9 protein-coding genes and 1 tRNA gene are annotated in these 14,148 nt (G+C 42.1%); 9 read left to right on the forward strand and 1 reads right to left on the reverse strand.

Features of this window, described 5'->3' with window-relative positions; genetic code table 11:
* Positions 1 to 386 precede the first annotated feature (386 nt).
* A tRNA-Leu gene (locus O9X84_RS06840) sits at positions 387 to 473 on the forward strand.
* 604 nt (positions 474 to 1,077) lie between these two features.
* Positions 1,078 to 5,619, forward strand: coding sequence for an EAL domain-containing protein (locus O9X84_RS06845; protein WP_269518920.1), 4,542 nt, complete (start codon positions 1,078 to 1,080; stop codon positions 5,617 to 5,619).
* A 130-nt stretch (positions 5,620 to 5,749) separates the two neighbouring features.
* Here the strand turns inward: O9X84_RS06845 and O9X84_RS06850 are convergent, their stop codons facing one another.
* Positions 5,750 to 7,990: a penicillin acylase family protein gene (locus tag O9X84_RS06850; RefSeq protein WP_269518921.1), complete on the reverse strand. Its 2,241-nt coding sequence runs from the start codon at positions 7,988 to 7,990 to the stop codon at positions 5,750 to 5,752.
* Between the two features lie 315 nt (positions 7,991 to 8,305).
* Between O9X84_RS06850 and O9X84_RS06855 the strand changes: the two genes are divergently transcribed.
* The 7 genes from O9X84_RS06855 (at position 8,306) to cydB (ending at position 14,145) form a co-directional block, all read left to right on the forward strand.
* On the forward strand, positions 8,306 to 8,704 hold the full coding sequence (locus O9X84_RS06855; RefSeq protein ID WP_269518922.1) for a DUF3718 domain-containing protein: 399 nt from the start codon (positions 8,306 to 8,308) through the stop codon (positions 8,702 to 8,704).
* A gap of 509 nt (positions 8,705 to 9,213) precedes the next feature.
* Positions 9,214 to 9,864: a peroxiredoxin gene (locus tag O9X84_RS06860; protein WP_269518924.1), complete on the forward strand. Its 651-nt coding sequence runs from the start codon at positions 9,214 to 9,216 to the stop codon at positions 9,862 to 9,864.
* 84 nt (positions 9,865 to 9,948) lie between these two features.
* Complete coding sequence (locus O9X84_RS06865) at positions 9,949 to 10,818, forward strand: MBL fold metallo-hydrolase (protein WP_269518925.1); 870 nt, start codon at positions 9,949 to 9,951, stop codon at positions 10,816 to 10,818.
* Positions 10,819 to 10,827: 9 nt separating this feature from the next.
* Positions 10,828 to 11,229, forward strand: a complete 402-nt coding sequence (locus O9X84_RS06870; protein WP_269518926.1) for a rhodanese-like domain-containing protein — start codon at positions 10,828 to 10,830, stop codon at positions 11,227 to 11,229.
* A gap of 8 nt (positions 11,230 to 11,237) precedes the next feature.
* On the forward strand, positions 11,238 to 11,507 hold the full coding sequence (locus O9X84_RS06875) for a hypothetical protein (protein WP_269518927.1): 270 nt from the start codon (positions 11,238 to 11,240) through the stop codon (positions 11,505 to 11,507).
* Positions 11,508 to 11,743: 236 nt separating this feature from the next.
* On the forward strand, positions 11,744 to 13,141 hold the full coding sequence (locus O9X84_RS06880; protein ID WP_269518928.1) for a cytochrome ubiquinol oxidase subunit I: 1,398 nt from the start codon (positions 11,744 to 11,746) through the stop codon (positions 13,139 to 13,141).
* A 2-nt stretch (positions 13,142 to 13,143) separates the two neighbouring features.
* Complete coding sequence (gene cydB, locus O9X84_RS06885; protein WP_269518929.1) at positions 13,144 to 14,145, forward strand: cytochrome d ubiquinol oxidase subunit II; 1,002 nt, start codon at positions 13,144 to 13,146, stop codon at positions 14,143 to 14,145.
* The last annotated feature ends 3 nt before the right edge of the window (positions 14,146 to 14,148 follow it).

Consider the following 14,148-nt stretch of genomic DNA (forward strand, 5'->3'; position numbering starts at 1 on the left):
GCGTTTCAGACTGGGAAATATTCATAGTTATTACTAGCTACCGTGCGATACATCGTGAATAAAGGTTCCAGTGGCCTCAACAGACCTACTAGCGTTTTAAGCGAGCTGATTGGATCAGACAGCATTCTTGATATACCAGCACTGGTGTAGCATTTGAAATGCTAGCTTAACACCTGCCTACCCGCTTCCCTATTCCCAATAAGTATAGGTATTGCCCTTAAAGTCACTCATAAGACCACATTGTGAAACGCTTATTTCAGCGTGAGGTTATTCGTACCCAATGTACAAACTTTCAACACTTGAAGGTAATTCTCAAAAAAAGTGTTGTATGCGCGCGCTGCATCGCTATAATGCATCGCATTGGCGTATAGCCATTACAATGTGATGCCAGAGTGATGAAATTGGTAGACATGACGGATTCAAAATCCGTTGCTAGAAATAGCGTGCCGGTTCAAGTCCGGCCTCTGGTACCATTCTCTTTAAATAGAGAGCAAACCAACTTTTTAGTTGGTTTTTTTGTATCTGCGGTTTGATTAATCGGCACGCTGGCGTGCCGTCCGAGTGTCGGCCCATCGCGTGGCGACCAATCATAAGCCCGACCTCTGGTACCATTCTCTTTGAATAGAGAGCAAACCAACTTTTTAGTTGGTTTTTTTGTATCTGCGGTTTGATTAATCGGCACGCTGGCGTGCCGTCCGAGTGTCGGCCCATCGCGTGGCGACCAATCATAAGTCCGGCCTCTGGTACCATTCTCTTTGAATAGAGAGCAAACCAACTTTTTAGTTGGTTTTTTTGTATCTGCGGTTTGATTAATCGGCACGCTGGTAACGTTAGCGGTCAGGCTCTTATTATTTTTCAGCTATTAAATAGGACTATCTAAGCAACAGAGCATCACTTAAATATTCGAAAGTTGCAGTGTAGATCAAACGTTATTGAGTTATTATTTACTCGTAATAATTTGTTACATTAGCATGAGATTTCATTTTTTGAGTAGCAAGTTACCAGTCGCAAGCTGCTAAAAACCTTTTGAGAGATTTCATCCTTGGTAGACTCAAAGCCATGATAAAAAACCGTCGAATGTGCACTGCCTTCATATTCTTAACATTTCTATTTAGTGTATCGCTGAATGCCCAGCCTATAGTCGAGATGCCTCGGTTTTCTCAGTTTTCAACTGCAAATGGCCTATCGCAAGATTTTATCAACGACATGATAATAGATAGCGATGGATTTCTATGGATAGCTACTGGAACAGGGTTAAATCGATATGACGGCAATTTTAATAAGCGCTATATAGGCTTTGCCAATGAATTTGCAGACGATGGCATTTATTCACTCTTTCAAGATCAAAATGCTGACCTTTGGGTAAGTACTTACAGCAGTGGCGTTTACCGAGTCGATTACGAAACAGGAGAAAGTAAGCGAGAATTGGCAATTAAGTACAAGGACCAACCTGCATGGTATCAGTATGTGTCTCATTTTATTAATGGACCCAACAACACTATTTATGTTGCCTATGATCACGTCATTCTCGAGTTCGACCTTGACTCTGGCGAGTGGGAAATCTTTTTCGACTTAATGAAACCAGAGTTAAACCTCACCGAAGATGCCATTATTCGATATATAAAACGACATGGTGAAGTGTTGTTTATCGCAACTTCAGAAGGCCTTTACACCTATCACTTTCCTAGCAAAGCGATAAAGAACATTAAACACATTCCAGAGACTGAAAGTAACAGAGACAAACTCAATGCAAAGTTAATCGTCACCGATAACGATGGTAATTTTTGGCTAGGTACGGTGGAAGGGCTATTCCTTTTTTCCACTACTGAATTGGTCGCTTTTGCCAGCAAAAATAGTGAAATACTCCCGCAAGCTGTTGAAGTCATTCCCTCGCTTAATATTTGGAATATGCTTAGGTATAACAATACTGAGTATTACCTTGCCACTGACAAAGGCTTATACGTTTTTGATGGCGCAAGCAGACAAATAAAACACCTTCTACAACCTTCTGATTCAAATCTTTTGATTACCGATGACAATATTACTAATATAATTAAAACCAAAAATGAGCAGTTATGGCTCTCCACAAACTCTTCGGGTGTTTTGTTGTGGGACCCGAAGTCCGTTGCTTTCAAAAACGTTTTTGCTGATAAAAAATCCAAACAGCAATTGAGTAACAACACCGTTAACGACTTATATGTTGAAAATGAAAGCAACCTGTGGGCTGCTACCAAAAATGGCTTAAACCTGTACGATTTACAAACTGGCGAAATTGAGCAGTTTCTCGTAACAAATGATATAAAGGCAGTAGCGTCACCCAGTTCTATTTTTATTATTAGAAAAGGTGAAAAAGACTGGGTTTGGTTGGTTACCTATGACGGTTTAGTTAAGTTTGATCTGAGGCATAAACGTGTGATCCCGCTAAATTTAGATAGCGATTCAAACAGTATGCTAAGTTCTGATAAAGCTTATGACATTCTGCGCCTATCTGAAAATAACTATTTCGTTGCTACAAAAGAGGGATTTTTTCAACTTGACACCGCTCGCAATAACTTTATGCGAAATGAGACCCTTTCATCCTCATTAGACGTGGATCAATTTTATACGTTTATATCCGGCCATTCGGATAACGATGAAAGTGTATTCATTGCTATGACGGGCTCACTCTGGCAATACTCGTTTGCCACAAAGTCACTTACTAAGGTTCATGAAGCAAGGAACGTGCAAGCTGAGTATGTCATACAGCCTACAGATGCCGTTATAGATGACTATGGAACAATGTGGATTAGTTACCCTGGCCATGGACTTTATGGTATCGACGCAAACACCTATGAACAGAAGTACTTTTTTGATTCGTCGAATTTACTTCCTACGAATATTATTTTTAGCCTTATTAAAGATGACCACGGTAGTATTTGGATGGCTTCTCACATGGGGTTATTGCAATTCAATCCTAAAACATTAGCGTTCCAACAATTTACTACTGAAGAGGGTTTAGTTAATAATGAGTTTTCGTGGGGTGCTCGAAAAAAATTACAGAACAATAACTTAGCATTTGGTTCTATAAAAGGGTTCACGCTATTTGACCCTAGTAATTTCATTGTAAATGACGAGCTCAGTAAAGAAGTGTCTATCACAGATGTTCGGTTAATATCCCACGATATACCACTTGGTGCAGGGGCAAAAAATGAGAAAAGCATTGTTCTTGAGCACGACGATATCGGCCTTACAATAAACTATTCAGACATGCATTACGGTGCAACACATTCTAGCTATTACAAATATATGTTAGAGGGAAAGGTAGATATAGATTACCCCCCAACAAAACTGACAGAAGTGACTTTTCCCCAACTTGAACCCGGAAAATACACCTTTACTGTAAGCACCTTCGATAGGGCAACCAACACAGCAGGCCCAACAGCTACATTACGCATAAAAGTAAACTATCCGTTATTTACATCACCTATTGCTTACACACTGTATGCCCTGCTCTCTCTTGTCGTTGCGGCATTCATTGCTAAGCGCCGCAGAATCCATCGAGAAACTTTAAAAGCGGCACATTCAGAAGCGATTAAAAGTCAGAACCGACTTTCCATGGCGCTTATTGCCAGTAATACAAAAGTTTGGGAGTGGCGAGAAGATACTAATGTGATTGCTCAAGAGAGAATAGCGAGCGAGTTAGGCTACCCAAAATCAAGAAGCACATTGAATTTTAATGAACACTGCATGCTTATACATAAGCATGATGTTCATGCTTTTGAACTTCAATGGCAGAGAGTTCTGTCTGGAGAACAGAAAAGCATTGATATTATTTACAGGCTTAAAGCACAGAATGGCGATTTTGAATGGTATCGAGACGTAGGTTCAGTGATTACTGAAGGCACCACATCAAAGACGAAGAGACTCACAGGTACTTACTCTAATATAACAGAGTCAATCGACACACAAACGAAAGCGCAGTTGTATGGCGAAGCGTTCGCGCACACTAGAGATTGGGTTGTTATTTTTGATAACCAACTTAATCCGATGATTGCCAACCAATCGGTTAAAGAAGCTCTTCAGATATCAGCTGACGAGGATATTGCGTCACAACTTGCTCTGGTATTTTCTAAACAAAAAAGTACGTTACAAGAGTTACTCGATAGAATGCGTGAAATTCCTCCCCAAGGCCATTGGAATGGGGAGACAGAAATTGAAAGCTTAAAAGGTAGAAAATATACGGTCAATGTCGGTGTCACCGCAGTGAGTAGCGCAAAAGATGCAAATGAAATTAGTCGATACCTAGTTATTCTTTCCGATATTACAAAACAGAAAGACGCACAAACCGCACTCGTTCAACTTGCTAATTACGACAGTTTAACCGGCTTGCCGAACCGCTCACTTTTGCTGGACCGTATCAGACATGCTTTCGACCAAGCAATAATTGAAAACACATCTCTGTGTCTGTTTTTCATTGATTTAGATCGCTTCAAACAAATTAATGATAGCTTGGGGCACGATGCTGGCGACATTTTACTTACAACTATAGGTAAGCGGTTGGAAGATATCGTACGTCAATCAGATACCGTAGCACGACTAGGCGGTGACGAGTTTGTTGTCATGATTGAAAAGGTTGAAGCCGAAGAAGATATAAACCGATTGGCCAGAAAAATGATTATCGAATTAGCCAAAAGTGTAACGCTTTCGAATCAGATAGTGAGTGTTTCCGCTAGCATTGGCATCTCGCTATACCCAGAAGACGCAAGTACACCCGATGAACTGCTTAAGAATGCTGATATAGCCATGTACCATGCTAAGGAACTTGGCAGTAACAACTTCCAATATTTCACACAGCACATGAACGACAGGGCACAATCACGTTTACAACTAGAAAACGCTATCAAACAAGCATATTCACATAATGACTTCACTGGGTTTTATCAACCAATAGTGTATTCAGACAACGGAGCTATTAGTGGTTTTGAATTACTAATGAGGTGGCCTAGTGAAAATGGATTGATCCCGCCCGATGTTTTTATTCCCGTGGCTGAAAGTATAGGCTTTATTGAAGACATGACAATTCAGGTTATTGAAAAAGCCATCCCACTTTTAAAAACAGACGCATGGAATGAGAACGCGCTATACCTTTCCATTAATCTCAGCGCCATGCATATTTCCAAGCCCACAAAGATCCAAGAAATTATCGCGTTACTCAATGCGCATAGTATCTCTACCAGCGCTATCAGGTTTGAAATTACCGAAAGCTCATTGATGTCTAATTACGAAGAAGCATTGCAAACAGTATCGTTAATGAAAGACAGCGGCTTTATCATTGCATTAGACGATTTTGGCACGGGGTACTCATCGTTAAAGTACTTAAAAGACTTCCCTATAGATATTCTTAAAATAGATAAAAGCTTTGTCAACGACGTGGGAACAAATCAAGGTAATGAAGGTATTGTGCTAGCAATATTAAGAATGGCTGAAAGCTTAAACATTACGTGTGTTGCCGAAGGCATTGAAACGCAACAGCAAGTAGACTTTTTCAAAGCTCAAAAGTGTGAATATTTGCAAGGCTTCTTTTATTCAAAACCCGTCGATGCAGACAGTATTGGCCGTCTTATTACTCTTAACCCCTGATTGCACAAATGCCATACGAGATATGGCATTTGACATAAAATCTCTCCACTGCCATAAGTCTGGCAGTGGTCTATTGATTATCTATTGATTATCTATTGATTATCTATTGATTATCTGTTTATTGTCGAATTTACCGCTGCCCAGGCCGATACGTTTCCTCGGCGTTTGCCGAAATATCTTCATCGTAAAAATAGACATCTCGCAGTTTGCCTGAGGCATACACTGCCGCTTGGTCGTTGTAATGTGGAGAGTTAGGGTCGTTACTTAATCCACCAGCGGTAATTGCCTTAGCTTTTAACTTTTCACCAAACTCAACCGCCGCCACAAAACTGTTTCCCCGAGTGCCATAAATACGCTTTGTCTCGCCTTGACCATAGTTTTGCCCATAGGCCGCCAATGCTCCCCAACGACCTGATGCGAAACCAACGGGTAAGCTGGGGGCGTTATCATCAAAGTGCTGTCGAATATCTGGGCTTATTCGCTGGAAGCGATTTATCTCGCCCCACGGCGTTTCCCACGAGCCGAAATCGGTCTTAAGTTTATTTACTGCCGCGCTTAAAGACACCAATCGCTCTTCATCTGATGCAACGCTTTCCATATAGGTATACACGCTGAGTCCCGCGCTTCGCGCTTTATTGCGCACCGACTTCATAAAATCAGTAGCCCAATAAACGGCAACGGAAGTAGGCACGCTCTCAACGCTACTGCGATTATCCCATGCTTGTAATGCTGCTATAGGTGCTGCCAATGCCTTCTTGCGTGGGTCGGAGCTTGGCAGTGAATTGAAGCCCTCGAACAAGGGTGGTAGCAACACATCAAAGCCAGTTAGGTGGCTATCGTAAGCGGCATTAATAAGACTATCGACGTCAAAATCAGTCGTATTTTTGAGTAAATTAATGGCGTGAATACCGCGATAGTTTTCAGTAGTACCCGAATAATACGCAGGATAATCCGCCTTTTTAGGGCTGAACTCTGCCGCCGCGCTGTAAGGCCAGTTATTGGTATTTTGAATCCAGCCATTACCCGGGTTTTTAATATGGATATGCTCTTCTAATGGATGAATACCTTGCCAATCTGTCGCGGGGTTACTTCCATCTACTGGTTGAGTAAAATCGAAAGCCGTATCTCGACGAGGTACAAAATTACCGTGGAAGTAGGCAATAGTGCCATCGGCGTCTGCATACACAGTGTTGTTAGACGAGTTTGTTAAGCCTTTCATTGCTGCATAAAACTCATCGTAATTTTGCGCCTTTGTGCGCGAATAAGACTGTATCAACGCTTTAACTGGCTCTTCCATCAAGCGCACCGACACCCACTTGCCGTTATGAGAACGCACAATTGGCCCACGATGGGTAAAGTAAGCGGTCACTTGCTTTTGCTTCATGCTGCCATCTTTGGCTTTAAAAGGGAGCTCAATGAGTCGTGTTTCGAGTTTGCGCTGCTCATTGCCGTATTGATAATACAGAGCGTCATCTTTTTCGATGACTGTCTCAGCGTATTCGTCTATTACGTCCACATAGGTTGATGTATGCATCCACCCCACTCGCTCGTTAAAGCCCTGGTAGATAAAGAATTGCCCCCACGTAGATGCCCCATAGGCATTTAACCCTTCCTCTGATTGCACATGCGCCTCGTGCCTGAAATAAAAGCTGGTATGTGGGTTTACTAAAAGAAGTGCATTACCGTTTTTCGTACGACTCGGTGCAATGGCAAAACCGTTCGAACCACCCGGCTCTGCGTTTAACGCGTCAGGTGCATTTACTGAATCTGGTCCAGAAGGTATGTCTGCCATATCATCACCGTAAAATTCGGCCAATCGAGCCATGCTTACGCCCCGCTCAATATCGCCACCAATACTGCCCTCACTAAAGGTGAGCGCCATCCATGGTTCAAAACGTGTTATTACTTTGGGTTTTACCTTGGGATGCGTATAAAGGTAATAGTTTAGGCCATCGGCAAACGCGACCATTAATTTTTTAAGCCACTCAGGGCTTTCTTCATACTGCTTTTTAATTTGCTTAGGCTGAATAAACAGCTTCATGCGAAGGTCTCGGTATAGTTCACCCTCGCCGAGATCTTCAGCTAAACGACCCATGGCATTAATATAATTGCGCTCTATTCGATTAAAGTCGTCTTCGGCCTGGGCATAAAGCATTCCAAACACTGCATCTGCATCAGTTTTCCCTTTAATATGGGGAATGCCCCAATTATCGCGGGTAATAGTCACGTTCTTTGCCGTTGCTTCCCAGCGCAAGATGTCCTTTGATTGATTATCAGTGAACTGATCGACTGCGGGCGTCTTATGATCTGACGAGCACGCGGAAATAAACATAATCACAAATACAGCAAAACAAACCGACAGGCACTTCATGTGCTTTTCCTTATTTTTAGTTGTAAGCAAAACCTACTACTCATTAATTCAACTGTAAAGAAAGCCCCTAGTATTGATGTGTAAAGTGCCCTCAATGTCGATTAAAGCGCCCGCGCGAATTAAAAAGCCCGCGACGCTGATTTTTTATGACCATTATTGGCTTTGCTGCAAAGGGCTTAGTCTAAAGTATAGTTTTGAATACCTATATATCGCCCAACATGTTTTTGTTTTTGTGAAGGTGGCGTTTAATACAACTCAAGCAACGACGAGTGAGTTGCAAAAAACATTAAACAATTAACCACAGGAACTTTAACCATGTTGAAAATAGTTAAAACCTCTATCATCATCGCAGCATCTACACTTGCTTTCTCTAACGCAGCACAAGCAGACGGCATCAGCGATGCACTCGCTAACATCTGTACTATCGTGCAGGCTGACGACAAAGGTGAGCTTCGTAAAAAAATGCGTAGCGTTCAGTCAGATTTTCGTTTAAAACTTCGCGATTATTACTCTGGTATTTCATGTGATGGTAACAGCCTTATCCGCACGGCAGTAGCTAACAATGCGATTGAAGTAGGTACGTTGTTAGTGAAAAAAATGCCGAGTAAAGATTTACAAGCCCCTGAGGCAGACGGCAAAACACTTCAAGCGTGGATTGCTGAGCAAGGTCTACAAGACTCTCCTATTTCGGCAGAGCTTAACGGAAGAATTTAATTTCTAACCGAACCTAATACATCACACCATGTGAGTAACAGTTTCAACATGGTAGCGGCTCCGGGCCGCACTAGAGGCCCCTTTATTGGGGCCTCGCCTTTTTCTACCATGCACCTATCACCTCTTCCCAACATAATTTCCTATTTTTTCATCCACACATTACATTCCTCAATTCAACACATTGCCAAAAAAACAGTAACTCTATTTTCGATTCAAAAACTAACCAAAAGTAAGACTTCAGATTTAACTCGGTAGTCAATTGACAATATTTTTGGTTGCCTGCCTATATCGTTAAAGAGAGCTCCCTCGACATTTTAAGCGAGTAATTTTCATTTAAGAGCACATAAAGAGCCCTTTAGCTTTTTTTCCACTGCCCCTCAGTGGTTCCCCTACAGCTTCAATCTGGTAACTCAATTCAAGTAATCATCAAATTAGATTAGATATAACTTATATTCCTCGCTATATTAAATGTGTATTTTAAATGCACCTTAAAAAGAGAGAGCATTACTATGACAACTGAAAATCAAAGCACAGTTACATTTCCACAGCTTAACCGCCCAGCACCTGACTTTTGTGCAAAAACAACTCACGGTGAGAAATCACTTTCTGATTACAAAGGTAAGTGGTTAGTACTTTTTTCACATCCAGCAGACTTTACTCCGGTATGTACTACCGAGTTTATCGGCTTTGCCAACGCGTCAGACAAGTTCGCTTCTTTGAATACTGAATTGCTGGGCTTATCTATTGACAGCACTCACTCACACATCGCTTGGGTACGCAATATCAAGGAGAAGTTCGGTGTAACAATACCCTTCCCTATTATTGCTGACCTTTCAATGGAAGTGGCCAAGTCTTACGGTATGGTGCAACCTGGAGCAAGTGATACTTCAGCGGTTCGTGCAACCTTTATCATTGACCCTGAGGGTATTCTTCGCGCCATGGTTTACTACCCAATGAGTAACGGTCGCGCTATTAATGAATTTGTCAGACTTGTTGAAGCTTTACAAACAAGTGATGAGCACAGCTGTGCTACACCTGAAAACTGGAAGGTTGGTGAAGAAGTTATTGTACCACCTCCACACACTGTAGAAGACGCTGAAGGTAGAGACACTGCAGGCTACAACTATGTAGATTGGTACTTCTGTAAAAAGTCTCTGTAAGTTTTAACTAAGCACGACCTTACGTTTTGAAGATTTATCAGTGATATATAATTCCTATATCACTGAATTTACATGGAGATTACGATGAGCATACAAACTGAAATCACGTCATTTTTAGATAACGACAGTGAGACATTTACCTATGTAGTGGAGGACAAGTCCACATCTAAAGCCGTTATCATTGATCCAGTTTTAGATTTCGACTACAGCGCAGGCCGTATTCATACAGAAAGCGCAGAGAAAATTGCACAGTTTATAAACGACAGGGGGTTACACGTTGAGTGGATTTTAGAAACCCACGCCCATGCTGACCATTTGTCGGCCGCCCCTTTTTTCAAGCGCAAGTACAACGCAAAAATTGGTATTGGGGCGCGCATTACAGAGGTCCAAAAGATCTTTAAAGCGCTCTTCAATTTAGAAAAAGAGTTTCTTCCTAACGGTGCGCAGTTCGACAAGCTATTTGAGGAGGGTGATATTCTTGAAGTTGGCAACCTGCGCTTTGAAGTGATGCACGTACCCGGTCACACACCAGCAGACATTGCGTATTTACTTAATAAAGAGTCGGTATTTGTAGGTGACACCATGTTTATGCCGGACGTGGGAACCGCACGTTGTGATTTCCCTGGTGGCAGTGCAAGCACCCTTTACGACTCAATACATCGAATTTTGGCACTACCTGAACAAACGAACATCTACGTTTGCCATGACTATCCAACACAACATCGTACTCACGAAAGTAAAGTGACAGTTGGTGAACAAAAGGAATTCAATATTCACGTTAAAGACGGCGTTTTAAAGGCTGAATTTGTTCAGATGCGTGAAGCACGAGACGCTACATTGAACATGCCCAGGTTGATACTTCCTTCGATACAGATAAATGTACGAGCAGGTGAATTACCGCCAGCCGAGGGTAACAATGTAAGCTATATCAAAGTACCGATTAACCAACTTTGAGGCAATCCAATGAAAACACCAAAGGTTTACATTAGTGAAGTAAAGGCCTGTGTTGAAGAAGTTACCGTGGACGACCTTATGATTGCGTTAACGCAACCCGATGTCATTTTAATCGACGTGAGAGAAAACGAAGAGTATCAACACGAGCATATCGCAGCAGCGGTTAATATGCCAAGGGGGCTACTTGAGATGAAGATAAGTAGTCACCCGCTGTTGTCACATCATTGTGAAGAGAAAGATGCTATTGAGGATTTAGCCCAACGAAGTATCTATTTAATCTGTAGATCTGGTGGACGCTCGGCGTTGGCAGCGAAGTCTCTCTACGAAATGGGTCATCGATACGTATTTTCTGTAGCAGGCGGTATGGATGAGTGGCATAGAAAAAGTTTGCCGGTAAACACTAATCGGTAGAGCATAAAATGCGCTTCAACAAAAAAGCGGGAACAATCGCGTTACTCCTTTTAGTGTATGTTCCCGCACCATCAGCTGCATCGGGCAATCTAATTTCTCAAGAGCCAGCCAGACGAAGTGTGTTTGCTCGAAACAACATGAGTACACCGGGTATTTCAACCACCATCGCCGTTAGTGAAGATACAGAATTACAACTTGAATACAGGCAATTCAATATTCATAAGAGTGGTGACTCAGGACGGTTAAATGGAGCGGTTTTAGAAAATAGTGCTTTTTAAGGAAGTCTTTCAGAGCTCCGTATGCGAGTGAAACTAAGTGACAACATAGGAATTGAAGCTTTATTTTCGCTGTTGTTTTTTCAACATCATTTATAACTTCATACAACCTTTTAATATGCATTTTAGATATACATTAAAAGAAAATTGTAGTACATTTAATGTATGGTTCCCGGCTGGTAATGAGGGAACGATACCTAATACGTTATCGCCAATTATCTTACAAAGAGGTTTGTGCTATGGAATTGGATCCCCTCGTCTTATCGAGAATACAATTTGCTTTTGTGGTGTGCTTTCACGCCATATTCCCCGTCTTTACAATTGGTCTAGCAAGTACAATTGCAGGATTCGAGACGCTTTATTTTAAAACTGAAAACCCGATATGGCAGCGACTATCTAAGTTTTGGATTCAAGTTTTTGCCGTAGTTTTTGGCATTGGTGTGGTTTCAGGTATTGTTATGTCATTCCAGTTTGGCACTAATTGGAGCAACTTCTCATATGCCACTGCTAACTTCTTAGGGCCGGTATTAAGCTACGAAGTAATAACAGCATTCTTTTTAGAAGCTGCATTTCTGGGAGTATTACTTTTCGGGCGAGACAAAGTACCCCAAGGTGTTCACCTTTTTGCAGCCATTATGGTTGCAACGGGAACCTTCATCTCTTCTTTTTGGATTCTATCGGCTAACTCACTTCTGCAAACGCCAGACGGCTTAGAGCTTATTAACGGCATGTACCACGTGAAGTCATGGGCTGATGCGTTGTTTACCGCATCATTTGGCTATCGATTCACCCACATGGCACTGGCCTCTTTCCTAACGGCCGCCCTAGTTGTTGCCGGTGTAAGTGCATGGTTTATATTGCAAAAACGTGAGTTAGAAGCGAATAAAAAGGCACTATCAGTCGCACTTTGGTTTTTACTGTTTCTCGCGCCACTTCAAACAGTGGTTGGCGATTTCCATGGTTTAAACACAATGAAATATCAGCCCACTAAAGTGGCTGCAATGGAGGGAAACTGGGAGACAAGTACGGGTGTTCCACTATTGTTGTTTGCCATTCCAGATAAAGAAGAGCAAAAAAACCATTTTGAAATAAAGATACCGAAACTAGCAAGTTATGTGCTTACTCATGATTGGGACGGTGAAGTACCAGGGTTAAAAGCGGTTCCTGTTGAAGAGCAACCTCCTGTATTTATCGTATTCTGGTCTTTTAGAGTTATGGTGGGATTAGGCCTTCTTATGGTGGTATTTGGTTTCTGGGGACTTATCTTTCGAAGAGGCGGTAAAATTTATACCTCTCCTGCCTTTTTGCAGGGTTTAAGAATGATGAGTATTAGTCCATTTCTAGCGGTACTGGCAGGATGGGTAGTGACTGAAGCCGGCCGTGCACCGTGGCTTATTTATGGTCAAATGACACACGCAGAAGGCCTAACGCCTTCACTTACAGGCGGTATGGCACTGTTTTCATTAATTGGCTACATCACAGTTTATGCATTGGTGTTCAGTGCAGGCATCTATTACCTCCTTAAAGTTTTCAAAGGTGGCTTAGAAAAAGCCAATGCACCTCACGAGATGGATGAAATAGAAAGACCGGCTCGTCCTTTTTCTGCAGGCCATGTTGCCATTGATGGAGACTTATAATTATGGAACAAACATTTGATTTAACACTAATCTGGGCCGGCATAATTGGCTTTGGCATCATGATGTATGTCCTCATGGATGGTTTTGACTTGGGACAAGGTATCCTCTACCCCTTTGCCCCAGATGAAAAAGCACGGGACAAAATGATGAATTCTGTCGCCCCTGTATGGGATGGCAATGAAACATGGCTTGTATTGGGAGGCGCTGGCTTACTCGCCGCCTTTCCTCTAGTTTATTCCATATTTTTGCCCGCTTTATATATAGGCGTATTTCTACTGCTTGCAGGGTTAATTTTTAGAGGCGTGGCGTTCGAATTTAGGTTTAAAGCAAAAACCTCTAAATACCTCTGGAGTTGGTCATTTTCTGTCGGTTCGTTCGTTGCTTCGTTTGCGCAAGGGGCAGTTGTAGGTGCTTACATTCAGGGATTTGAAACCGAAGGATTTGCATATTCAGGAGGCCCGCTAGATTGGCTTACTCCATTTACCGTGCTGACCGGCTTTGGCCTCGTCATCGGCTACGCGCTTTTAGGTAGTACGTGGTTAATTATGAAAACCGATGGTGAAGTTCAACAGTGGGCCTATAAAATAACGCCAAAACTTTTGATGGGTTTAATGGCAGTTTTTGCTGCGGTTTGTGTATATACCCCGTTTGTTGATAGTTCGGTAATGACACGTTGGTTCGATGGCATAAGCCTAATATGGGCGTTACCCGCACTTGCATTATTTTGTGCAGTTATTGTTCTTCGCGCAGTGAAAAAGCAACAGGACGGCATGCCTTTTGTAGCGACCATGGGAATATTCCTCTTTAGCTATTTAGGCTTGCTAGCAAGTAAGTGGCCCTACATTGTGCCACCTAAATTTACTATTTACGATGCAGCGTCAGCATACAACTCACAGCTATTCCTTTTACTTGGCTTCTTATTTGTCATCCCAATTGTCTTGGCATACACAAGCTGGACATATTGGGTATTTAGAGGAAAAGTGGGCGACGCAGGTTACCACTAAATT

Origin of the sequence: Alteromonas sp. BMJM2 (assembly GCF_027257845.1) — a bacterium.
In the GTDB taxonomy this organism is placed as follows: Bacteria; Pseudomonadota; Gammaproteobacteria; order Enterobacterales; family Alteromonadaceae; genus Alteromonas.

Excerpts from the sequence above, each read along its gene's own strand:
- O9X84_RS06845 (WP_269518920.1), top strand. The coding sequence starts at position 1,078 with ATGTGCACTGCCTTCATATTCTTAACATTTCTATTTAGTGTATCGCTG.
- O9X84_RS06850 (WP_269518921.1), bottom strand. The coding sequence starts at position 7,990 with ATGAAGTGCCTGTCGGTTTGTTTTGCTGTATTTGTGATTATGTTTATT.
- O9X84_RS06855 (WP_269518922.1), top strand. The coding sequence starts at position 8,306 with ATGTTGAAAATAGTTAAAACCTCTATCATCATCGCAGCATCTACACTT.
- O9X84_RS06860 (WP_269518924.1), top strand. The coding sequence starts at position 9,214 with ATGACAACTGAAAATCAAAGCACAGTTACATTTCCACAGCTTAACCGC.
- O9X84_RS06865 (WP_269518925.1), top strand. The coding sequence starts at position 9,949 with ATGAGCATACAAACTGAAATCACGTCATTTTTAGATAACGACAGTGAG.
- O9X84_RS06870 (WP_269518926.1), top strand. The coding sequence starts at position 10,828 with ATGAAAACACCAAAGGTTTACATTAGTGAAGTAAAGGCCTGTGTTGAA.
- O9X84_RS06875 (WP_269518927.1), top strand. The coding sequence starts at position 11,238 with ATGCGCTTCAACAAAAAAGCGGGAACAATCGCGTTACTCCTTTTAGTG.
- O9X84_RS06880 (WP_269518928.1), top strand. The coding sequence starts at position 11,744 with ATGGAATTGGATCCCCTCGTCTTATCGAGAATACAATTTGCTTTTGTG.
- cydB (WP_269518929.1), top strand. The coding sequence starts at position 13,144 with ATGGAACAAACATTTGATTTAACACTAATCTGGGCCGGCATAATTGGC.